Raw genomic sequence first — 20,698 nt, 5'->3', positions numbered from 1 at the left:
TTATTCTGCACTGGCAGTTCGTTGCTTTTCGTACGCTTCACGCGCCGCAGCATAGACCTGCTGCAGCGGGCGTCCCGTCGCTTCCGCCAGACGGCGGCAGGCTTCATATTCCGGGCTGACCTTTTCCGTGCCGTCCGCCAGTGTCGCTACCTTGACCTCCACTTCGCCGTCTGGCGTGACGACGCGAACCTGCCGGCGCGGCAGGATGTGGCGCAGCGCGGGACGTACCCGGACGCCCAGAGTCGTGGTTTCACGGAAGATGAGCTGCGTCAGCCGCTCCTCGTCTGCGGGGCAGCAGAGGACGCTCAGCAGCACCGCCGGCCGGTTTTTCTTCATATAGACAGGCGTGAAAAACACATCGAGCGCGCCAGCAGCGAGCAGCCGCTCCAGAACGTAGCCCAGTTCCTGCGGCGACTGGTCATCCAGGTTGGCTTCAAGGGTGGAAATACGCTGGAGGGACGGCGTCTCTTCATCCGGGCGCTCGTCCGGCTGCCCGTCCGTGCCGAGAAACACCCGCAGGGCATTGGGAAGTCCCGGCGTGTCGCGCGTGCCGGCACCGTAGCCGGTGTGGGTGACGGTAAACGGCGGCGTCCGGGTGTAGCTCCGGCACAGGGTGGTGATGATGGCGGCGCCGGTCGGCGTTGTGAATTCGCCTTCCACGTCGCCGGCATAAAACGGCACGCCTTTGAGCAGTTCCGCCGTGCCCGGAGCCGGAATCGGGTAGCGCCCATGCGCGCAGGCGACAAAGCCAAAACCAACACGCAACGGTGAGGAGGTGACGTGTTCGACGCCCAACTGCTCAAGGCAAAGACATGCACCCACGATGTCCACGATGGCATCCACCGCACCGACTTCGTGAAAGTGAACATCCTCCGGGGGAATGCCGTGGACGCGCCCTTCGACTTCAGCCAGTCGCCGGAAGATCGCTGCGGCCCGGGCTTTGACCCGCGCGTTCAGATTGGCGGCATCCAGAAGGGCCAGAATTTCACGGATACCGCGCCCGTGCCGGTGCCCGTGATGGTGCGGCTCCGGTGGGTGCGGTTCGTGGTGATGCGGTTCCGGGTGAGGGTGATGATGCTCATGGTGGCCTTCGTGCGGATGCCGGTGCGGGATGGCTTCGGCATCAGAAGTATCCGTGAGGCACACATCGAATTTGGCGCAGTCAATGGCGGCACGCCGGACGCGGCGCAGGGAAAGCGTATAGCCGCCGAGGCCAAGTTGTTCCAGGTCGGACTGGAGGCGGTCAAAGGAAGCGCCGGCATCCAGCAGGGCGCCGATGATCATGTCGCCGCTGGCACCGGCAAACGTATCGAAGTGAAGGTGACGGGCGTGAACCGTGGACATGCGGGCGTTTCTCACTTGCGCGGATGGAATTCGACGCTGCACCATGGGGCGCTTACTGCCATGATGCAAGTCTGTTCGGTAACGCAACGTGCCGACTTCTGAACAGCCGTCACAACCAGTCTCACCGGGGAGGGCAAAGAGGATGGCAACGAGGTGGCAGCGCATCCGTTGGATGGGCGTCGGCTTTGTCCTGGCCGTCGCCGGCGTGGGGTTGCTGTGGGGATGGCCTCCTGCCCGGTGGCCGGTTTCCCGGGCAATGCCCAACCCGACGGCTGATGCCCTCAGTCTGGCTTTCAGCCGTGTTGCCCAGCAGGCGCGGACGGCCGTGGTCAACATCCGTGCCGCCGGACCCAGCCTGGCGCGTGGCATGGGCGGGGCAACCGGTTCGGGCTTTGTCATTGACCGTGAAGGTCACATCGTGACGAATCTCCACGTTGTCCAGCAGTCCACACGCCTGACCGTACGCCTGGCCGATGGCACGCAACTCCCGGCACGCCTGGTGGCCGGCGACGCCGAAACAGACCTCGCCGTTCTCAAGCTCATCGGACGCGCCGACATTCAGCCGCTTGCGTTTGGCGATTCAGATGCCTTGCGGGTCGGCGAGTGGGTCGTGGCCATTGGCAGTCCCTTTGGTTTGGATCAGACCGTGACCACGGGGGTCATCAGCGCCAAGGACCGTGTGACCGACCGGCGGAATACGCTGCAACAGTTTCTCCAGACCGATGCTGCCATCAACTTTGGCAACTCCGGCGGCCCACTGCTCAACCTCGCTGGTGAAGTCATCGGCGTCAACACGCAGATAGCTTCACGCGACGGGAGCTACAGCGGCATTGGGTTTGCCCTGCCGTCGGCGACGGTGCGCGAAGTCGTCCGCCAGTTGATTGAGCGGGGACAGGTTTCACGCAGTTTGCTGGGCGTGCAGGTGGATCGCGTCACACCGCAATTCGCGCGGGTGTACGGCCTGCCCAATGACCACGGGGCGCTCATCCAGCACGTCGAAGAAGGTGGTGCGGCCTATGCTGCCGGGCTGCGCAGTGGGGATGTCGTGGTGGCGTATGCCGGACGACCCATTACCAGCGAACGGGACCTCATTCGTGAACTGGCAGCAACCCCCGGCGACACTACGGTGGAAGTCCGTTACTTCCGGGAGGGTAAGCCGACGTCGGTGATGCTCCGAACGGAAGAGCGTGTATCGCCGGCGGTGCGTACCATGCGCCCGCGGTTCGAGCGACGCGGTGGACCGTCCAGCGATGCACTGCCGGAGGAGCCGGAGACAGCCCTGCGCCGCCTGGGGTTGAATGTGGCGGATGCTTCACCGCTGAAGCTCATGCAGCTTGGCGTCAAGGACCTGTATGCCGGGCAGAATGGCGTCCTGATTACGGAAATCAGCCCGGTGGGGTTGGCGGCGGAAAGCGGTTTGCAGGAAGGGATGCTGATTACAGCAGTGAATCGGCACACGGTGCGGACGGTGGATGAGTTTCTGGCGCGGTTGGGCACGCTGCGTCCGGGCGATGACCTGGTGCTGGCCGTGAGCCGTCCGCTCGGAAGGACGCCACAGGGCGAACGCCGCGCCGTCACCAACTTCTTTTCGTTCACGCTGCCGTGAGCCGTTCCATCCGGGCATCCAGCCAGGCCACGACCCGCGCCGGGTAATCGGTCACGATGCCATCCACGCCACAGGCCACCACGCGCTCCAGGTCGGCTTCATCATTGACCGTCCAGGTGTTGACCTGAAGCCCCCGGCGGTGCGCCTGCGCCACCCCGTGCGCCGTAACCAGCCTGTGGTGTGGATGCAGCGCCCGTAACCGGAGCCACCAGGTGACCGGGAGATGGCGCAAATACCAGCGCGACTGCGGGCGGTACAGATAGGCCAGGGACAGACGGGCATCAGCCTGCTGAAGCCGCCACAGCACCAGAGGATTGAATGAGGACACCAGACAGCGCCCGTGCAGACCGAACCGGGCAACAAGCTGTGCCACGGCGCGCTCTTCCCCGTGGCTGTGCAGGTCGTCGTTTTTGATTTCGACGTTGATGAGTTTGTCCGCCGGAAGCCGGGCAAAGACCTCTTCGAGCGTAGGGATGGTTTCACGCCCAAAGCCTGTCCCCCGCCCAAAGTCAAAGCCGCGCAGGTCAGACAGGGAGAGATGGGCAATCCGCCCGGTGCCATCCGAGGTGCGGTCAACCGTCTCATCGTGGATGACGACGGCCTCACCCGACGCACAGCAGTGCACATCGAGTTCAATCCCATCGGCCCTTTCAGCAAACGCCTGCTGAAAACCCGCGTGAGTGTTCTCCGGGCAGGTGCCGGCCGCGCCACGGTGTCCAAAAACCACTGGGCGCCGGGAGGCGGGAGACATAAAGGAGCCAGACCTGCGTAAAAGGGAGGAAACCGGGTTGCCAGTTGGAACCAAGAGGTGTATAACTGCGTTAGTTCAGTTGCCCTGTGACGGCAGGGCATGGGTCGTCAAAAACCCAGCAAATTTCGTTTCCTGCCACGAAACGAAATCCGTCAACCCGCCTCGATCACAACGCGCTGTGAATCGGAAGCCCCCTTCCCAATCGGGAAGGGGGCTTCTTCCCCATTGTGGGGAAGAATGGTTCAGACGAGGTCAGGCTGCTGCCCGCGCCGGACTATCGTCGTGGATGTCCACCTGGATGAGTCCGTTGCGGTACAGGGCGTAACCGCTGGCAGTGCTGGCGATAATAGAGGGAATCCCACGTTCGGCAAACCACCGCTGCCAACGCTCCAAGTCACGATAACCTTCGGACTTCTTGCTTTTGACAAAGGTGGAAAAGCGGTTTTCTTCACAAATTTTGACCATCTGTCCCATGTCTTTACCCTCCAAGGTTCAGTTCAGGAAGTTCAGGGGAAGCCATTGCCGCCACGGAAACCTGGGCGGCCAGTCGTTCGGCAATGGCCTGAAAGGCTTTGGCTTGCGTGCTCTGGGGGTGACCAACGACGACCGGCACGCCACTGTCGCCGCCTTCCCGGACTTCGATACTCAGGGGGATTTCGCCGAGAAAAACTGTCTCAAACTGTTTGGCCATTTTCTCGCCCCCACCCTGCCCGAAGATGTAGATCGGTTCGGGGATGTTGGGGTGGGTGAAGTAGCTCATGTTTTCGACAATCCCGAAAACCGGGATGCCGACCTGCTTGAACATATTGAACGCCTTGCGCACATCGGACAGCGCCACTTCCTGCGGGGTCGTCACCAGCACGGCGCCGGAAACCGGCACGAGCTGCGCCAGGGAAAGCTGTACGTCACCGGTACCGGGCGGCATGTCCACCACCAGGTAATCCAGTTCGCCCCATTCGACATCCCGCAGAAACTGCTGCACCACGCCGTGGAGCATCGGCCCGCGCATGATGACCGGCTTGTCGCCGCGATTGATCAGCCCAATGGACATAAACTTCACGCCGTGGGCTTCGCGGGGGATGATCTTGTTGCCCCGTACCCGTGGCTCTTCAATAACGCCCATCATGATGGGAACGTTCGGGCCATATACGTCCGTGTCGAGCAATCCCACACGCGCGCCGCGCTGGGCCAGCGCCACGGCCAGGTTGACGGCGACTGTGGATTTGCCGACACCGCCTTTACCGGAGCTGACGGCAATGATGTTGCGCACGCCGGGGATACCGGCCTTTTCCGGGATGCCACGTCCCTGCGGAACCTGGGCTTCCATTTTGACTGTCACCTGTTTGACGCCGGGAATGGCCGCCACGACCTCCCGCGCCTGATGTTCGAGCTGCTCCTTGACCGGACAGGCCGGGGTCGTCAGGACAAAGCGAAAGGACACGGCCCCGTTGTCAATCGTCACGTCCCGAATCATCCCCAGTGAGACGACATCCCGGTGCAAGTCGGGGTCGTGGACCGCCCGGAGTGCGTCGAGGACTTGCTGTTCAAGAATTCGCATGACGGGATCGTTCCTGTGGGTCGGTCGCAGGTTGCTGCGAAGGTGGAAAGATACGGTAGGCGCAGGCGCCGTCGCCGTCCGCAAGCCGTTGCTCACGAACGACTTTACCCCCCAATAACGCTTCGTACAGTTGGCGTTCCTGCGTACACAACTCCGAAAAAGCCGTGGCGACGTTAATGGTTGGGCAGTTACGCTCAATGAGCCGGAACGAACCATCGGGGAGAGCTTCGTACTCGGCAAGATACCCCCGCTCGATGAGAAACTCTGCGAGTTTTGCTACACGCGCGGCAAAATCCAGCGGTGCCAACTGCGGCGCCAGATGCCGCAGCACCTGCTCGGCGCGGGCGCTGATGACCCGCAGCATGCCCTCCCGGCCAAAGCACTCGTGGGTCATCTGGAGCAGTTCACACGCCAGAACGTCATAACTGCGGGGAAAAAGCTCCGCGGCCTGCGCCGTCAGGGAGTAGTAGTAACTTGGTCGCCCGCGCCCGTGGGCAACAGCGCGGTAGGTCACATACCCCTGGCGCTCCAGGATTTCGAGGTGACGGCGCGTGCTGACACGGGTCAACCCCAAGGCAGCCGCCAGTGCCTCGTTCGTCATTTCACCGTGCTGCTTGAGCAGCCGGATGATGTCACTGCGATGTTCTTTGAGAAGCGCCGAAAACGTTGTCATGGCAGGCCGGAGCATGCCGTAGAAGGGGGATTTTTGTCAATAAAAAACTTTTTATTTTTCCAAAATCCCACGCTGCGCGGCCTGCCGGGCTTCACCCAGGGTGAAACGCTGCTCATACAGCGCCTTGCCGACGATACACCCTTCAATCACACCGGTGGCGGCCAGCGCCTGAATGTCTGCCACTTCAGCCACGCCCCCTGAAGCGATGACCTGAAGCCCGGTTGCCCGTGCCAGTTCCGCCGTGGCCGCGACATTGACGCCGCTGAGCATGCCGTCCCGGGCAACGTCCGTGTAGATGACACGCCCGACGCCTTGCGCCTTGACCTGAAGCGCCAGTTCGATGGGCGTGTGCTGGCTGTCGGTCTGCCACCCATGGGTGACCACGCGGTTCTGACGGGCGTCAATCCCGACGACGACCGCCGCCGGGCCAAACCGCGCCAGAAACTGATCGAGCACCTCCGGCTGCTCGACAGCCACCGTGCCGAGGATGATGCGCTTGACGCCGAGATCAAAGAGCCGTTCAGCGTCGGCCGGGTGGCGGATGCCACCGCCGAACTGGATTGGAAGGTCAAGGTGCTGCGCCAGCCGCGCCGTGGCCGTAAGGTTTTCAGCGTCGCCATCTTCAAAAGCGCCGTCCAGATTGACGACGTGAAGCCATGTGGCGCCTTCTTCCTGCCACTGCCGGGCAACAGCCAGAGGATCATCGGCATAGACCGTAACGTTGGTTTTTTCTCCCTGCCGCAGACGGACACATCTGCCGTGGCGTAAATCAATCGCCGGGATGACTTCAAAGCCCTGTGACATAAGATTCAACCCGGAACGGCTCAGTATTCGGCCAGCGCCACCATGGCCCCGATGAGGTCGGGAATCTGGGGCAGGATGTAGTCTTCAAGCTGCGGCGCATAGCCGACGAAGGTATCCAGCGCCCCAATCCGCCGCACCGGAGCGTCAAGGTCGTCAAAGAGTTCTTCGCCGATGCGTGCGGCAATTTCGGCTCCGTAGCCCCAGGAAAGCGGTTCCTCGTGGGCTACGATGACGCGGTTGGTCTTTCTCACCGAAGCCACGATCGCTTCCCAGTCGTAGGGCGAAAGCGTCCGCAGGTCAATGACTTCCACGGAAATGTCATGGTCGCGTTCAACTTCCCGGGCGGCCACGAGCGCCTGCTGGACAAGCGCGCCGTAGGTCACAACGGTCAGGTCATCGCCTTCCCGGACGACCTTGCCTTTGCCAAATGGAATCATGTAGTCCGGTCCGGGGTAGATGCCCTTGTTGTAGGCTTGGCGGTACAGGTGCTTGTGTTCGAGAAAGATCACCGGGTCGTCGGCGCGGATGGCCGTCCGCAGCAGTCCGTTGGCGTCTTCGGCTGTTGAGGGAAACACCACCCGCAAGCCGGGAATGTGGGTAAAGAGCACTTCACCGGATTGGCTGTGATAAATCGCTCCGCCCTTGAGGTAGCCGCCAATCGGCACACGTACGACAACCGGACACTTGAACGCTCCGTTGGAGCGCCAGCGCAGCAGTGCCAGCTCGTTGCGAAGCTGCATGTAGGCCGGCCAGATGTAGTCAAAAAACTGGATTTCGACAACCGGCTTGAAGCCGGCCGTGGCCAGCCCGATGGCCCGTCCGATGATGTTGGCTTCGGCCAGCGGCGAGTTGTACACCCGCTGGCTGCCGTAGAGCCGTTGCAGGTTGTGCGTCACCTTGAAGACGCCGCCCTTGCCTTTGACTTCCTTGAGGTTTTCCTCGCGGCTTGTGTCAGCCACGTCTTCGCCAAAGATGAGAATCCGTGGGTCGCGCGCCATTTCGTCACGGAGGCAGGCGTTGAGCAGGTCCACCATGGTGCCCGGCGTCCCTTCTGTGTTGGTGCGCGGGCTGTCAAAGGCCGGCGAAGTCGGGTCCACATCCGGCGAATAGACATACTGGGTGGCCGTTTCCGGCGCTGGCTGCGGGCTGGCCAGCGCCGCATCGGCCGCCGCGTTGACTTCCCGTTCGACATCGGCCCGGAGCGCCACCAGGTCCTGTTCGGTGGCGATGCCCTCACGCAGCAGGAAGTGGGCAAAGGTCACGAGCGGATCGCGCCGGGCGTCACTTTCCCGTTCGGTTGGTGTGCGGTACAGCCGCTCATCGTCTGACAGGGAATGGGAATAGGGGCGGATGACATGCGCGTGCACGAGCGCCGGGCCGCGCCGCGCACGGGCATAGGCCACGGCCGTCTGCATGGTCTGGTAGCTGGCCAGCAGGTCGGTGCCGTCCACTTCCAGCACCAGCAGATCGGGGTAGTTGCGCACAAGCTGGGAGATGCTCCCGCCGGCCGTTTGCACTTCGACCGGCACGGAAATGGCATAGCCGTTGTCTTCAATTACATAGACGACGGGCAGCTTGAGGTTGCAGGCCGTGTTGAGGGATTCAAAAAACTCGCCTTCGCTCGTCGTCCCTTCACCGGCCGAACAATAGACGACGGCATCAGGTGGGAATGTGCGCCCCAACGTCCTTTCATCAAGCTGCAATCTGGCTTGCCGGTACATGGCTTCGGCACAGCCGACAGCCTGCAGAAACTGCGTTCCCGTGCAACTTGATTTCGAGACGATGTTGAGGTCCTTGTGTCCCCAGTGGGAGGGCATCTGACGCCCGCCGGAGTTGGGATCAGCCGCCGCGCCGACGGCTGCAAGCAGCATCTCCAGCGGCGTCATGCCGAGTTCGAGGCACAGCGCGCGGTCGCGGTAGTAGGCATAAAACCAGTCGTAGCCGGGGCGCAGAACCCGTCCGGCCGCGACGAGAATGGCCTCATGGCCGGCGCCGCTGATCTGGAAAAAGACCTTGTTCTGGCCCTTGAGCTGGATTTCCTTGTCGTCGAGACGGCGCGACAGCACCATCGTACGGTACATCGCCATCAGGTCGGCCGGTTCAAGTCCGGCGTAGGTCGGATGAAGGACGGGTTGGGGCTGCACAAGACAATCTCCTTTGGAAAGAAATCCGGGCGTGCCGGGGAAGCACGCCGCGCCGCCGGACGACGGAGCGTAAAATGCTGTTTGTCGTTGGTTGCGCGTCGTTTTTCAAGCCCAAAAATGTAAAGTGTATGTTTTGGCACTTTTCCTTCCAGCCGGTGTGCCGTCACCAGTAACCAAGGAAGCGCCACCAGAGCAGTCCCACGGTCAGCCAGATGGTCAGATTGACCACTGAGGCCACCAGTCCCAGCCGCCACCACGTACGCTGCGAGACATAGCCGGCCGCAAAGTAGATGGGGGCCGGTGTCGTTCCATAGTGGGTCAGTCCAGCGCACAGGTTTGAGGCATAGGCCAGCGCGAAAGCGGCCAGCAGTGGAGGCGTGCCGGCGGCCGTCAGGACGACGAGAAAGGGGACGTACATGGCTGTGGCATGGGCGGTAATGCTGGCGAAGGCGTAGTGGGCATAGAAGTAGGCGGCCAGCAGCGTCAGCCCGGCCAGAGGCCACGTCCATCCTTCTGCACTGCCGGCGACGGCCTGCGCGAAACGTTCGGTCAGCCCGGTTTCGCCCAGGGCTTCGGCAAGCCGGACCAGCCCGCCGTACCACAGGAAGACATCCCAGGCGAAGCGTTCGCCGGTCACGTCTTCCCAGGTGAGAACGCCCGTCAGCAGCAGCGTTCCGACGCCGATGAGCGCCACGCTGGTGTAGTTGAGCAAGCCTTCGAGGCCGAGGCTACGCAGCGGTGCCGCGAAAATAGGAACCGTCGGCGCCAGCCACAATCCGATGACGAGCACGAATATCCCAGCGAGTATCCATTCGGCGCGGCTCATCGGGCCGAGTTGCGCCAGTTCGGCCTGTGCCAAACGGGTGGCGTCCGGCGTGTGGGTGATCTCCGGCGGAAACAGGCGGTAGAGCAGCAGGGGCACGACGGCCAGCGAAATGAGCGCCGGGATGCTGCCGCCGACAAACCAGCCGCCATAGGTCAAATCCACATTGGCGGTCGTTTTGGCCAGCCGGGCAATGAGGATGTTCGAGGCCTGCCCGGTCAGGAACAGGGCGCAGGCAATGACTTCACACTGATAGACCATCACCACCAGGAAAGCGCCCAGACGACGCGCCGTTGCTCCGGGGTGCGAGTCGTACGCTTCAGCGACACTCTTGACGATGGGAAACAATACCCCACCGGCGCGTGCGCCGTTGGAGGGAATCACCGCTGCCAAGGTGACATCCGTGGCAACGAGCGCGTAGCCCAGGCCGAGCGTCCGGCGGCCCATAGCCCGGATGAACCAGAAGGCCAGTCGCCGCCCAAAGCCGGTGAGCGTCATGGCACGCGCCATCAGACACGCCGCCAGCACGAGCCAGACCGTGGGATCGCCATAACCGGCCAGCGCCGACTTGGGTGACAACGCACCGGTGACGGCCGCTGCAACGACGCCCAGCAAAACGACGAGTCCGCCCGGCGCCGGCTGTAGGATGAGACCCGTGATGACGGCGGCAAAAACCCCGGCCAGAGGACGGGTGTTCGGGGCCAGGTCCGTCGGAGCCAATGCCCCGGCCAAGCTTCCGACACCAAGGGTTGCCAGCCAGCGCCACCAGCGCGCCGGACGTTGGGAATCGTGGGCAGGCTGCGTCATGAACCTCTGCTGTCCGCTTCTGCTCCCGGCTCCGCCGGGGTTGTTCCGGGTAATGTTTTAGCTTATCGTTGAATAAGGTTTTTTTATAGAGCCGAAGTCGTGTGAGGCCGCTTCGGCTGGGCATTCGTTTCTTTCCGCCGGTCGTCGGCAACAAGGAGTCAGACTATGGGCGTTATGCATCTGGACCTCACTGAAGAACAGTCCCGGATCAAGTTCTCGGTCCGGGAATTTGCCGAAGCCGAAATTGCCCCCTATGTGATGGCGTGGGATGAGCCGCAGCAGTTTCCCCTGGAACTTCAGCCCAAACTGGCTGAAATGGGGCTGATGGGCATCATCATCCCGGAAGCTTATGGCGGGGCAGGTTTGGGTTACATCGAGTATGCCACCATTATCGAAGAGTTGGCGCGGGTGGACCCGTCCGTGGCGCTGGGGGTTGCCGCCCACAACTCGCTGGGGACGAATCACATCTTCACAGCCGGCACGGAGGCGCAGCGGGAGACCTTCGTCGCGCCACTGGCGCGTGGCGAAAAACTTGGCGCGTGGGCCCTGACCGAACCCGGCTCCGGCAGTGACGCGGCCGGTTTATCCACCACGGCCGTGCGACAAAATGGGCATTTTGTTCTCAACGGCAACAAAAACTTCATCACTCACGCAAGCTATGCCGACACGTGCGTTGTGTTGGCAAGCACTGACCGGTCAAAGGGGACGCATGGGATTTCAGCCTTCATTGTCCCGACGGACACGCCGGGCTTTGTGCGGGGCAAAAAGGAAAACAAGCTCGGCATGCGCGCTTCCGACACGGCCAGCCTGGCTTTTGTGGATATGAAAGTGCCGGCCGAAAACCTGCTCGGCAGGGAAAACGAAGGTTTCGTGGATGCGCTCAGGATTCTCGACGGCGGACGCATCTCCATTGCGTCCCTGTCGGTCGGTATTGCCCAGGGCGCGTACGAAGCGGCCCTGCGCTATGCCCGGGAACGCTATGCCTTTGGGCGTCCGATTGCCGAGTTTCAGGCCATTCAGTGGAAGCTGGCCGATATGGCAACCCAGATCGAAGCCGCCCGCCTGCTGACCTGGAAAGCGGCAGCGATGAAGGATGCCGGCAAGCGTACGACAAAGGAATCCGCCATGGCCAAGCTGTACGCTTCAGAAATGGCCGTCCGGGTGGCGGAAGAAGCCATCCAGATTCACGGCGGCTACGGCTACACGAAAGACTATCCGGCCGAGAAGTTCTGGCGCGATGCCAAACTCTGCACGATTGGCGAGGGAACGTCTGAAATTCAGCGCCTTGTCATTGCGCGTGAGATGCTGCGGCAGCCGTGACCAGGGCCGGTGGCCGTGGGGGCGGTTGTCCGTGGGGGTGGTTGGCTGTAGAACGGGCGGTTGGCCAACCGCCCCTACTGCTACGGCTAACCGCCCCTACGTTTTTTGGCATTCAGGGGAAAATGGCCCACCAGTCTTCGCAAAACGAAGGTTTGCCCTGGGTGTCACAGAGCGGACGTCCCATTCCTCGGTTCAGCCCTTGGGGCTGAAGGGCCTGGCAAGGATAGATCGCGCAGTACGTCCCGTGGTTTTCACAGCGCAACCCCCTGGCGTTGAAGTCATCGCACCGAAACCCGGCGAGATTGCCGTTGGCGTCTGTGACGGCCTCACACCTTTGGTTTGGACAGTAGCCGCTGGTTTCTGGTTCGTTGGGAAACGTCGGGACGATTTCCCGTGACCAGGTTTCGCCCCCCAGAAGCTGGGCCTGCTCAACGACGAAAACCAGCTTCAGCGCCGTGTCTGGATACTTCTTTCGGAAAGGCTCAAGTGGCAGTCCGTAGTCGGATGTTCCGAGAAGGTTGACAAAATCCTCAAGGCGCGACTTCTCCTGCAGTGATTCAACAATGCTGACCGGCAGCCGGCGGGCCGTTGCACGACCCTCTTCCAGCAGCCTGTCCGTCTTGAGGTCAAAGAGCAGCCATTTGAGTTGCAGGGCTGAAACGTACTTCCCGGTGCGGTTGTGGGTTACAAGAAAAGCCGCCGCATAGGGTTGGGCCGTCTGCGCCACCCCCCAGACGCGCACGGCTGCCTGACCACTGCCGGTCAAGGTATCCGGCACAGGCATGACCGAGCCGGTTTGTGAGGGCGTGGCGCTACCGGTACGCTCACCCTCCTGGGCACCGACGGGTGTCGCCACCATCAGGGAAAATGCCAACCACACCACAAAACTGAACAGACGGAATGCCATGGTTGTTTCCTCCTTGGATGATATGTGGATGAAATGCCATCACAATTATTGTTCTGTCAAGTGTCAGGGTTGAAGCTGGTGAGAAACTCTCCGGCAAAGGCGCGAATGGCGGCGATGCCGGCAGCGCCGGCCTGCCGTACGTGTGCTGCCTGGTCGGGGCCGATCCCGCCCAGTGCGAAGAGCGGCAGGGAAGTCGTCCGTGCCAGTTCGGCAAAGGCTTCCAGCCCCAGAACCGGTTTGTCTCCCGACGGAAAAACCGGACCGCACACGGCAAAGTCAGCAAAGCCTTCCGCTTCCGCAATTTCGCAGCGGTTGTGGGTTGAGACGGCGATGAGAAAGCCCGACGGAACACACTGCCGGACGATCCTTGCTGGCAGCGACCGCGTGGTGAGGTGAACACCATGGGCCCGGGCAGCCAGGGCGACATCGAAGCGGTCGTTGACCAGCAACCTGGTTCGGGTCTCGCCCAGAACGGCGGCCATCGCCGTTGCCACCTCGGTGATCTGGCGCGCTGTCCAGTCCTTTTCCCGCAACTGAAGGTAGTCTATGCCTTCCCTGGCGGCGAAGCGGGCCAGCGCCACGAGACGCCGTACAGCTATCGCTTCGGTGTAGGGTTCGCCTTCCCGGAACAGACGGCGGCGGTCAGTGATGAGGTAGCGTTGCATAGACTATCAGCAAGGCACGTATGCGCCCGTGACGGAAATTCGGCCTACCGAAGGCGGGCAGGTTGCTTATGATGCTGGCAGAGACCACGCGCGTTGTCGGGGGAGGTGGTCCTGCCGGCCGGTGGTCAGACCTTGTTGTTCAGGATTGTGTTGCCATGCCAAAGATTTATGACATCGAGTACACGCCCAATCCGGCAGCCCGGAAAATCGTACTCAAGGAACCCATTACCGCGCCGGGCGTTTCGCTCAGTTTTTCCAACCTTCAGGATGCGGCAGCCCATCCGCTGGCCGAGGCGTTGTTGGCCATTCCCCACGTGAAGAGTGTCTTTATGATGGACCGCTTCATCACCATCACCAAAGACAATGAAGTGGAGTGGGATGAGTTGTTGCGTCAGGTGGCAATTCCCATCCGTGCGGCCGAGCCGGTCAGCGCAAGTGCGCCGGCTGCGCCGAACATCAAGCGGGGGGAAAATCCCGACCTTGACCGAATCAACGACATTCTGGATGCGCGGATTCGTCCGGGTCTGGCGGGCGATGGTGGCGGACTGGAAGTCGTCAGTTACCAGGACAACACACTGGCCGTCCGTTATCAGGGGGCCTGTGGCAGTTGTCCGAGTTCGATTTCCGGCACGCTGTATGGCATTCAGAGCATCCTGCGGGATGAGTTCAACCCGGAGATAACAGTTATCGCTGTTTGATGATGGGATTTGGTCATTGCCGGCCAGCGCGTTGCGCCCGGCCGGTGATGTCCAAGGAGCGAAGCCGTGAGGTTAGCGTATGCGGTCAAGGGCCTGGCAGACCAGCCGGGCACGTTCGGGTGAGACGCCGCCGCGTACGATGGTGGAAATGCGCCCTTGGCGGTCAATGACCACTACGTTACAGACTTCGCTTTGGCAACGGTACATGTCGGCAATCGCGCCGCCCCAGTCGAGAAGGACGCTTTTGGGCGCGCGGCTGCGCAGTTGGCTCCGAATGATGGGACGGATCGGCGCCGGCACGCCGCGCAGGATGGCAATGCCCTGAATCTCGATGCTGTCGCCATAGCGTTGGTACAGTTCCCGCACCCAGGGTTCGATTTGTTCCGAACCGCCACGGTCGCCAAGCATAAGCACCAGCGGTTTGTCGGTTGGGAAAGCAATTGTACGGGGGCGGTTGTACTGGTCGGTAAGCGTGAAGGTTTGGGATTGTCCGCCAATGAGGTTGTCAGCGGTAGGAACGCCGGCGTGTGCCGTCCGGCTCGGTATGAAGGTAAGAAGTGCTGCCAGTAAAAGCCAAGCCGCTGCCTTGCGAACCATCGTGGAAGTCAGTCCTCCTCTACGTCTGGGGTTCTGTCCTGTGCGAACGGTGGGTTGAGATACGGGCAAAAACATAGCGAAATCTGATGTTCGGGCAGTGAACGTAAGCTTACGAAGCGAAGCCATCTGCGAACGTTGCCTGGCAGCCGCCATACGCTTTGGCTGGAAAGCGTACCTTGCACGGCGTTGGTCCGGGCATTATTCGGGCAGGATGTCAGGCGCGATGGAGAGAATATCGCGCAGCATGGCGGCGGCGGTTCCAAGGGGGCCGTCTTCCATGCTGAAGGCTGCCGTCCGTCCGAAAATATCGCTGTGATAGACGATGCCAGCTTCCTGCATGCCCAGACGCGCCAGCGGGTGATGGGCTGGAACGGCGGTTGGGCGGACGCTCAGGGCATAGCGTCCATCGGCTCCGCGTTCGGCCCGGGCCAGAAGGATGAGATTGCCGCCGTTATGCCGGGCCTGCCGGATGTCATCCGGGGTGATATGCGTGATGCCTTCCACGGCGATGCCGGAAAGGCGTGTGGGTTGGCGCAGGACGGCATTGGCCAGAATGAGCAGCTTGTTGGCGGCATCCCAGCCCTCGACATCGAGGGTCGGATCGGGTTCGGCAATGCCGATGCGCTGCGCTTCCGCCAAGGCTTCGGCGTAGGTTTTTCCTTCCCCCATCATGGTCAGCATGACCTGGGTTGTGCCGTTGAGGACGGCTTCAAGTGTGGTGATTTCGCCGCCGGCCAGGTCGCGCCAGCCAACGTTGACACTGGGGAGCGCCCCGGCCACGGCGCCGCTGAAACGCAGCCGTGGCGCATGGCGGTTGCCGGACCAGTCGCTGTGTCGGGCCAGTTCATCGAAGGCGACGACGAGCGCACCTTTGCTTGCCATGACGACGTGCATCCCGCGTTGGAGGGCCGCGCGCACGAGGTCGAGTCCCGGCTGTCCGGTCTGGATGTCGGTCGGGGTGGCTTCCAGGAGCAGGTCGGCGGGCAGTTGCCGGACGGCGGTCAGCATGTCCGTGACGTGGAGGTTGCCGCCGGCCAGTGTGGTGACGCCCTGGCGGCGGCGTTTGGCTTCCACAATGGCGGCGGGGTCCAGCCCCTGTTCACCGACGAGGCAGCCTGAAGTATCGGCCACGGCGACGAACTGAAGGGTCAGTCCGTAGCGTTCGCGCAGGAGCGTGGTGCGGCTGGGGAGCATTTCCAGAAAGGTACGCCCGATGTTGCCCAGTCCGGTCAGGATGCAGCGCAGGGTTCGTGTTTGCATAAAGGGTTATGTATGCAGTGGTGGGATGGCGTGCCTGTGCGCTGGTTTGTATCGGTTGAATTGACGTTGGTGCAAGAGTTTGTTAGGGTCTGGGGCCTTCGTTGCGGGGGCGGTTAGTCTCAGTTGGTAGAGCACTCGCTTCACACGCGAGGGGTCACAGGTTCGAGTCCTGTACCGCCCACTCCAGCTTTCCTGCACAGCCAGCCGATTCATCCCCTTTTGCCCGAGCCGGTGCGCCTGCTCACGCACGAGCAGCTTGGAAACCGTATCAAGATTGAAGTCGTTAGCGCGAAGACCCAGAAGTTTTATCCCTGTATTCTCAGTGTAAAGAACCTGACAGGGTAAGCGTGACAACCGGGACAGGGCGCGATTTTAGTGGACGCAGCGAAGCCTTCTTCCTCGCCATGGAAGCGCACCGTATCCGTTATGCGCATCAAGAGGAAAGTAAATGGAAAACCTTGAGCGGCTTATACAGATTCTCCGGCAGCACAAAGAAGAGCTGGCGCAAAGCTACGGGGTTCGGGAGCTTGCCATCTTCGGCTCCCATGTGCGGGGAGAGGCGACGGCAGAAAGTGACCTGGACATCCTGGTGGAGTTTGACGATCCCCCCGGCTTCTTTCGGTTCCTTCAACTGGAGCAGTACCTAAGCGATCTCTTGGGCGTGCGGGTGGAACTGGTGACGCGCCAGGCCCTCAAACCCCACATCGGCAAGTACATCCTCCAAGAGGCGTTGCCAATATGAGCCGAACCTTGAAGGACTATCTGGAGGACATGTGGAACGCGGCCGAAGAGGCTTTGGAGTTTGTGGAGGGGATGGGCTCGAAGAATTCATCCACGACCGGAAGACCGCCAATGCGGTGATTCGTTCGCTGGAGGTCATGGGCGAGGCGGCAAAGAAGATACCGGAAGATACCCGGAGCAGGTATCCCGAAGTTCCCTGGAAGGAAATCGCAGGGATGCGCGATAAACTCATTCACGAATATCACGGTGTTGACTTGCAGATTATCTGGAAAACAGTTTCTCAGGATATTCCGCCCTTGCTTCCGGTACTGGAGCGGTTGGCCAGAGAGACCTTGCAGTGAGAGTTCTTCGACGAGGTTCAGCCAGCAAGGAAGAGCATAATGAAAGTTTTGAGCATCCCACAGGTTCACTGGGGGCAGCGACGCAACTTCCCTATCCCGACAACTCTTTCAACGCTGTGCTGACCGACCCGCCGTACTGTGGCAACGTGGACCTACGCCGACCTCTCTGATTTCTTCTACGTCTGGCTCAAACGCCGCCTTGGTCAACATCCGCCTGCATCCACCAGCGTGGGTTTGAACTGCTCCAGCAGGAGCAGATGGTACTCCAATACCTGGAAAGACACGGCTCTACCGATCGGGGTGAAGTTGCCGAACTCTGCAAAACAGGCCCAATGCAGGCTTACCGCTTGCTGAAAAGGCTTGAAAAAACTGGAAAATCAGGCGCGTTGCCGGTTCGACGAAGGGAACGCGATATGGATTGCCGAGCAAATAATTGTTCGCGTGCAAATGGGAATTGCTCGCGCACAATTTAAATTGCCCCGGTGCGGCTCATGGCTACCAAGGTTACAAACGCCTGGCCGGGATGGAATCTCTCGTCCCTGGCGCAGTTCCGGGGCAGTGCGGCACGTAGTGCAGTGCGGGAAGCAGGTGAGCCGGATAAACTGATTCAGACCTGACTTGTATCGAACGATCAATGCGATCTGGTTTGCAGGGCTGAATTGACGACGAGGCAGGCGCGGAGATTGTCCCGGACCAGCTTTTGTCGGTACCGATGAACAGGGTGCGACATGCAGGAGGGTGGGGCGCGGTTTCCGCTCCATCAAACGCTGCGCCATGCGGCGGCTGCGCCGTAGGTGACGGCCGAACGGGTTGGGCGTTCCTGCCACTGTTCATAGTGCAGAACCTGCCCTTCCGTGGGGCCAAACGCCGCCAGCGCATCCAGATAAGCCATCAGCGGCGGAAAACCGCAGACCCGGCGCACATCTTCGTCGCGGGCAATGTGGTCAAGCACCGCTGCGCTGTCGCCGGTGGCAACGTAGTCGAGCAGTTCCGTGTCGGCGCGCTCCAGCTCCGCCGCCCTGGTCTGGGCATCGAAGCGGTCGCCAAACTTGGGGCCCACATGCGCCAGATCGCCGCCAACCAGCAACAGCGTCCGGTGGGTCTGTTCAGCCAGCGTCGCCTGTAACGCCTCGATAAATGCCCGGTACTCCGCCTGCGTGCGCTCGCGGCAGGCCTCGTCTGCGGCATACAGTTCGTGCAGGGAAGTGCACAGGATGGGCACCATGCGTACCGGCCGCCCAGCCTCCAGATGCCGGTCAAAGATGTGCCGCAGGAACACCGCCTGAAACTCAATGGCATGTTCCTGCCGATGAGGGGTGTCGTCGGCACTGATGGAAGCGCCCAGGCGGATTTCCAGCCGGTCAAGGAATTCACGGTCGCAGGGCAGCGCGCCCAAGGGCGTGGCATAGTCCTTGCGCGAGGCGACGAACAGCCCGTCGCCGCCATAGTGCGACGTGCCCAACACGACGAACGTCACCGGTTCGCCGTCCGGCAGGGTGGCGGCAAGCCGTTCGATGAGCCGGTAGGCCGGAGCATAAGCCCGCTCCCCAACCCGCAAATCAATGTGCGGCGCCACAACGCCCACAAGCTGCTCAAGCCGGGCGGCCCCAAGCGGACAGTCCGGCGTGTGCGCCAGAATGGCGTCGAGGCGCTGGCGGAGCGCCTCCGGCTCATCCGGGTAGCTGACACCAGCATGCGCTGCTGGCCGTACCGTTGCCGCCCGGAACTCCACCATCTGACGCGCTGCCAGGGTGGCAAAACGTGGGCTGTCCAAAAGCAACCACTCGTCGAGGCGGTGGATGATGTCCGCCAGGTCATCGGCCGACCACCGCTGTCCGAAACGGTGCAGAAGCAGCGCCGGCAGTTCGGACAGGGAATGCTGTCCATCGCACAGCAGGAGCAGCGGCGCCAGGCGGATGTCAAGACCGATGGGTTCCGTGAAGCCTTGAGGATCATAGGCAATGATGACCTGGGCAGTTTCGTCGGCAAAAAGCTGGAGCGGACGGAGACGTGGAAATTCAGTCATCGGATGAAGCGACATACGGACGGATTCAGGATGGCGCGGGGGAGACCTGTCTGCCAATGTAACACTTGTGCGCGCCGTGTGAACACGCTATAGCCATGAAACGCGCCGGCATCCACGCGCGCCATGGCGACGGCCCGCCGACGATTCGGCAGAACGTTTTGAGATCGTGGAACTTCGGACTGTCTGGCGCGTGTAACCCCAACGAACTCTGTCACTGCGGGTTGTGTGGAATGTTGACTTTGTGAGCGAGGAATGAGCGTTGATGTCGCATCTGATGAGTAGCGCCCTGACATACCCCGTACCTGGTGAGATACACCGTGTCGTGACGGTGGATGCGGCCAGCGACCACGAACTCATTGCCGCCGTCCAGGCTGGTGATGAACAGGCCTTTCAGGAGATTGTCCGGCGCTACCGCACGCCCATTACGAACTTCATCTTTCGCATGCTCGATGATTACGACCGCGCCGTGGAACTGGCGCAGGAAACCTTCCTGCGCGTCTATGCCAATGTGGCGCGCTATCGGGCGACGTTTCATTTTTCGACCTACATCTACCGGATTGCGACGAACCTGGCGATTAGCGAGCTACGGCAGCGTCGCCGCCGCAAACTGGTTTCGCTGTTCACCCCTTGGGCACGTCACGAGGATGAGGAAGAAACCCCACTGGATATTCCTGACGAGCGCCCCCTTCAGGATGCCGACCTGATTGAGCGTGAGCGCCGGGCAGCCGTGGGGCGCGCCATTCAGACGCTGCCGGAGAAATACCGGGCGGCGCTGGTGCTCCGGGATGTCGAAGGGCTGAGCTATGACGAAATTGCCGGCATCCTGAACATCTCGGAAGGAACCGTGAAATCGCGCATCAACCGCGCCCGTGGATTGTTGCGCGACAAGCTGCGCGCTTACCTGTGACGTGGCCGGTTTGTTGCCGGGCAGTATGCAGGAGTGATCGTTATGGTGAGTTGCTCCACGATTCGTCGTCAACTGGAAGCCGTCGAGTATGACCCGGAAGCCTTGCCGCCAGAGTCAGCCGCCCATCTGATGGCCTGTGCGGAGTGCCGGGCGTATGCGGCACAAATGCAGTCTCTGCGGGTCCTGCTGTCCGGGCAGCCGCGCATCCTGCCGCCCGCCACCTTCGATGCAGAACTTCGCCTGCGGTTGGGGCGGGATGCCCATCGTTTTCGGGAACCTTTCCTAGCCTGGGTGCCCACGCCCGTACTGGCTGCCGTGGCGCTGGTGGTGGTTGTCACCAGTGCCCTCGCCGTCCGTTCGTCCATGCAGATGGTGCTCCACCCCGCGCCCACGGTGGCGGCAGCACTGGTGCTGCCCACCCTGCCGGAGCAGGCGCTGGTGACGGCACTGAGGAGTCAGCTCAGTGGAAACCTTCCGGGTTCGCGGCCGGTCCCGGCCCGGGCCGCGGTGGCCGTTGCCCGTCCGGGACGCATGACACCGGCTGCCGTACGCCAGGCATCGTTGCCGGCCCGGGAAGCCAATGGCGTCGTCGTCTTGTGGCGGGGACGCTCTGGTGAGCAGGTCCTGCGCCTGCCCCCCGTGGTGTACGGCGCGCAGCCGATCGTGGACCGCCGGCCAGCCGCAGAGGGAGAGTCATCTGACGACTCCATATTCTAACGTGACACC

At 61.8% G+C, this 20,698-nt stretch carries 20 protein-coding genes and 1 tRNA gene; 8 read left to right on the top strand and 13 right to left on the bottom strand.

Features of this window, described 5'->3' with window-relative positions; genetic code table 11:
• Entirely contained in the window at positions 1–1,344 is a 1,344-nt protein-coding gene (larC, locus tag J8C05_RS09555; protein WP_211421975.1) for a nickel pincer cofactor biosynthesis protein LarC, read from the bottom strand.
• A gap of 142 nt (positions 1,345–1,486) precedes the next feature.
• On the opposite strand from larC, the gene J8C05_RS09550 reads away from it, so the two are divergent.
• Complete coding sequence (locus J8C05_RS09550; RefSeq protein ID WP_211421974.1) at positions 1,487–2,950, top strand: trypsin-like peptidase domain-containing protein; 1,464 nt, start codon at positions 1,487–1,489, stop codon at positions 2,948–2,950.
• On the opposite strand, the gene J8C05_RS09545 is transcribed toward J8C05_RS09550, so the two are convergent.
• From J8C05_RS09545 to J8C05_RS09515, 7 genes are all read right to left on the bottom strand, one after another.
• Entirely contained in the window at positions 2,937–3,701 is a 765-nt protein-coding gene (locus J8C05_RS09545) for a glycerophosphodiester phosphodiesterase (protein ID WP_211421973.1), read from the bottom strand. The two genes, J8C05_RS09550 and J8C05_RS09545, sit on opposite strands and share 14 nt — an antisense overlap.
• Positions 3,702–3,953: 252 nt before the next feature.
• Positions 3,954–4,175, bottom strand: coding sequence for a hypothetical protein (locus tag J8C05_RS09540; RefSeq protein WP_014100438.1), 222 nt, complete (start codon positions 4,173–4,175; stop codon positions 3,954–3,956).
• Between the two features lie 4 nt (positions 4,176–4,179).
• Positions 4,180–5,259, bottom strand: coding sequence for an Mrp/NBP35 family ATP-binding protein (locus J8C05_RS09535; protein WP_211421972.1), 1,080 nt, complete (start codon positions 5,257–5,259; stop codon positions 4,180–4,182).
• On the bottom strand, positions 5,246–5,932 hold the full coding sequence (locus J8C05_RS09530; RefSeq protein ID WP_157850607.1) for a helix-turn-helix transcriptional regulator: 687 nt from the start codon (positions 5,930–5,932) through the stop codon (positions 5,246–5,248). Before J8C05_RS09530 ends, J8C05_RS09535 begins: the two co-directional genes overlap by 14 nt.
• A 51-nt stretch (positions 5,933–5,983) precedes the next feature.
• Positions 5,984–6,736 carry a 1-(5-phosphoribosyl)-5-[(5-phosphoribosylamino)methylideneamino]imidazole-4-carboxamide isomerase gene (gene hisA / locus J8C05_RS09525; RefSeq protein WP_211421971.1) on the bottom strand — a complete coding sequence of 251 codons (753 nt, stop codon included), beginning with the start codon at positions 6,734–6,736 and terminating at the stop codon, positions 5,984–5,986.
• 20 nt (positions 6,737–6,756) lie between these two features.
• Entirely contained in the window at positions 6,757–8,823 is a 2,067-nt protein-coding gene (locus J8C05_RS09520; RefSeq protein ID WP_246840766.1) for an alpha-ketoacid dehydrogenase subunit alpha/beta, read from the bottom strand.
• A 220-nt stretch (positions 8,824–9,043) separates the two neighbouring features.
• On the bottom strand, positions 9,044–10,510 hold the full coding sequence (locus J8C05_RS09515; protein ID WP_211421969.1) for a DASS family sodium-coupled anion symporter: 1,467 nt from the start codon (positions 10,508–10,510) through the stop codon (positions 9,044–9,046).
• A gap of 174 nt (positions 10,511–10,684) precedes the next feature.
• Here J8C05_RS09515 and J8C05_RS09510 point away from each other — a divergent pair, with 174 nt between their 5' ends.
• The gene (locus tag J8C05_RS09510) at positions 10,685–11,830 is read left to right on the top strand and encodes an acyl-CoA dehydrogenase family protein (RefSeq protein ID WP_211421968.1); all 1,146 of its coding nucleotides are present in this window, start codon (positions 10,685–10,687) and stop codon (positions 11,828–11,830) included.
• Positions 11,831–11,942: 112 nt separating this feature from the next.
• Here the strand turns inward: J8C05_RS09510 and J8C05_RS09505 are convergent, their stop codons facing one another.
• Both J8C05_RS09505 and J8C05_RS09500 read right to left on the bottom strand, forming a co-directional pair.
• The gene (locus tag J8C05_RS09505) at positions 11,943–12,737 is read right to left on the bottom strand and encodes a hypothetical protein (RefSeq protein ID WP_211421967.1); all 795 of its coding nucleotides are present in this window, start codon (positions 12,735–12,737) and stop codon (positions 11,943–11,945) included.
• A 56-nt stretch (positions 12,738–12,793) separates the two neighbouring features.
• The gene (locus J8C05_RS09500) at positions 12,794–13,402 is read right to left on the bottom strand and encodes a thiamine phosphate synthase (RefSeq protein WP_211421966.1); all 609 of its coding nucleotides are present in this window, start codon (positions 13,400–13,402) and stop codon (positions 12,794–12,796) included.
• Between the two features lie 155 nt (positions 13,403–13,557).
• Between J8C05_RS09500 and J8C05_RS09495 the strand changes: the two genes are divergently transcribed.
• Complete coding sequence (locus J8C05_RS09495; protein WP_211421965.1) at positions 13,558–14,100, top strand: NifU family protein; 543 nt, start codon at positions 13,558–13,560, stop codon at positions 14,098–14,100.
• A 72-nt stretch (positions 14,101–14,172) separates the two neighbouring features.
• Here the strand turns inward: J8C05_RS09495 and J8C05_RS09490 are convergent, their stop codons facing one another.
• The gene (locus J8C05_RS09490; protein ID WP_211421964.1) at positions 14,173–14,697 is read right to left on the bottom strand and encodes a TlpA family protein disulfide reductase; all 525 of its coding nucleotides are present in this window, start codon (positions 14,695–14,697) and stop codon (positions 14,173–14,175) included.
• 198 nt (positions 14,698–14,895) lie between these two features.
• Positions 14,896–15,957, bottom strand: a complete 1,062-nt coding sequence (locus tag J8C05_RS09485; RefSeq protein ID WP_211421963.1) for a homoserine dehydrogenase — start codon at positions 15,955–15,957, stop codon at positions 14,896–14,898.
• Between the two features lie 107 nt (positions 15,958–16,064).
• Between J8C05_RS09485 and J8C05_RS09480 the strand changes: the two genes are divergently transcribed.
• From J8C05_RS09480 to J8C05_RS09470, 3 genes are all read left to right on the top strand, one after another.
• A tRNA-Val gene (locus J8C05_RS09480) sits at positions 16,065–16,138 on the top strand.
• 267 nt (positions 16,139–16,405) lie between these two features.
• Entirely contained in the window at positions 16,406–16,699 is a 294-nt protein-coding gene (locus J8C05_RS09475; RefSeq protein WP_211421962.1) for a nucleotidyltransferase family protein, read from the top strand.
• A 31-nt stretch (positions 16,700–16,730) separates the two neighbouring features.
• Positions 16,731–17,039 carry a HepT-like ribonuclease domain-containing protein gene (locus J8C05_RS09470; protein ID WP_246840690.1) on the top strand — a complete coding sequence of 103 codons (309 nt, stop codon included), beginning with the start codon at positions 16,731–16,733 and terminating at the stop codon, positions 17,037–17,039.
• A 760-nt stretch (positions 17,040–17,799) separates the two neighbouring features.
• Here the strand turns inward: J8C05_RS09470 and amrB are convergent.
• Positions 17,800–19,080: an AmmeMemoRadiSam system protein B gene (gene amrB / locus J8C05_RS09465; protein ID WP_211421961.1), complete on the bottom strand. Its 1,281-nt coding sequence runs from the start codon at positions 19,078–19,080 to the stop codon at positions 17,800–17,802.
• A 247-nt stretch (positions 19,081–19,327) separates the two neighbouring features.
• On the opposite strand from amrB, the gene J8C05_RS09460 reads away from it, so the two are divergent.
• Positions 19,328–19,972, top strand: coding sequence for an RNA polymerase sigma factor (locus J8C05_RS09460; protein ID WP_211421960.1), 645 nt, complete (start codon positions 19,328–19,330; stop codon positions 19,970–19,972).
• Positions 19,973–20,014: 42 nt separating this feature from the next.
• On the top strand, positions 20,015–20,689 hold the full coding sequence (locus J8C05_RS09455) for a hypothetical protein (protein WP_211421959.1): 675 nt from the start codon (positions 20,015–20,017) through the stop codon (positions 20,687–20,689).
• The last annotated feature ends 9 nt before the right edge of the window (positions 20,690–20,698 follow it).

Source organism: Chloracidobacterium sp. N, assembly GCF_018304765.1.
GTDB lineage: Bacteria > Acidobacteriota > Blastocatellia > Chloracidobacteriales > Chloracidobacteriaceae > Chloracidobacterium > Chloracidobacterium aggregatum.
The sequence above is the reverse complement of the archived record's forward strand: the minus strand, read 5'-3'. Positions and strand labels throughout refer to the sequence as shown.

Excerpts from the sequence above, each read along its gene's own strand:
- larC (WP_211421975.1), bottom strand. The coding sequence starts at position 1,344 with ATGTCCACGGTTCACGCCCGTCACCTTCACTTCGATACGTTTGCCGGT.
- J8C05_RS09550 (WP_211421974.1), top strand. The coding sequence starts at position 1,487 with ATGGCAACGAGGTGGCAGCGCATCCGTTGGATGGGCGTCGGCTTTGTC.
- J8C05_RS09545 (WP_211421973.1), bottom strand. The coding sequence starts at position 3,701 with ATGTCTCCCGCCTCCCGGCGCCCAGTGGTTTTTGGACACCGTGGCGCG.
- J8C05_RS09540 (WP_014100438.1), bottom strand. The coding sequence starts at position 4,175 with ATGGGACAGATGGTCAAAATTTGTGAAGAAAACCGCTTTTCCACCTTT.
- J8C05_RS09535 (WP_211421972.1), bottom strand. The coding sequence starts at position 5,259 with ATGCGAATTCTTGAACAGCAAGTCCTCGACGCACTCCGGGCGGTCCAC.
- J8C05_RS09530 (WP_157850607.1), bottom strand. The coding sequence starts at position 5,932 with ATGACAACGTTTTCGGCGCTTCTCAAAGAACATCGCAGTGACATCATC.
- hisA (WP_211421971.1), bottom strand. The coding sequence starts at position 6,736 with ATGTCACAGGGCTTTGAAGTCATCCCGGCGATTGATTTACGCCACGGC.
- J8C05_RS09520 (WP_246840766.1), bottom strand. The coding sequence starts at position 8,823 with ATGGCGATGTACCGTACGATGGTGCTGTCGCGCCGTCTCGACGACAAG.
- J8C05_RS09515 (WP_211421969.1), bottom strand. The coding sequence starts at position 10,510 with ATGACGCAGCCTGCCCACGATTCCCAACGTCCGGCGCGCTGGTGGCGC.
- J8C05_RS09510 (WP_211421968.1), top strand. The coding sequence starts at position 10,685 with ATGCATCTGGACCTCACTGAAGAACAGTCCCGGATCAAGTTCTCGGTC.
- J8C05_RS09505 (WP_211421967.1), bottom strand. The coding sequence starts at position 12,737 with ATGGCATTCCGTCTGTTCAGTTTTGTGGTGTGGTTGGCATTTTCCCTG.
- J8C05_RS09500 (WP_211421966.1), bottom strand. The coding sequence starts at position 13,402 with ATGCAACGCTACCTCATCACTGACCGCCGCCGTCTGTTCCGGGAAGGC.
- J8C05_RS09495 (WP_211421965.1), top strand. The coding sequence starts at position 13,558 with ATGCCAAAGATTTATGACATCGAGTACACGCCCAATCCGGCAGCCCGG.
- J8C05_RS09490 (WP_211421964.1), bottom strand. The coding sequence starts at position 14,697 with ATGGTTCGCAAGGCAGCGGCTTGGCTTTTACTGGCAGCACTTCTTACC.
- J8C05_RS09485 (WP_211421963.1), bottom strand. The coding sequence starts at position 15,957 with ATGCAAACACGAACCCTGCGCTGCATCCTGACCGGACTGGGCAACATC.
- J8C05_RS09475 (WP_211421962.1), top strand. The coding sequence starts at position 16,406 with ATGGAAAACCTTGAGCGGCTTATACAGATTCTCCGGCAGCACAAAGAA.
- amrB (WP_211421961.1), bottom strand. The coding sequence starts at position 19,080 with ATGTCGCTTCATCCGATGACTGAATTTCCACGTCTCCGTCCGCTCCAG.
- J8C05_RS09460 (WP_211421960.1), top strand. The coding sequence starts at position 19,328 with ATGTCGCATCTGATGAGTAGCGCCCTGACATACCCCGTACCTGGTGAG.
- J8C05_RS09455 (WP_211421959.1), top strand. The coding sequence starts at position 20,015 with ATGGTGAGTTGCTCCACGATTCGTCGTCAACTGGAAGCCGTCGAGTAT.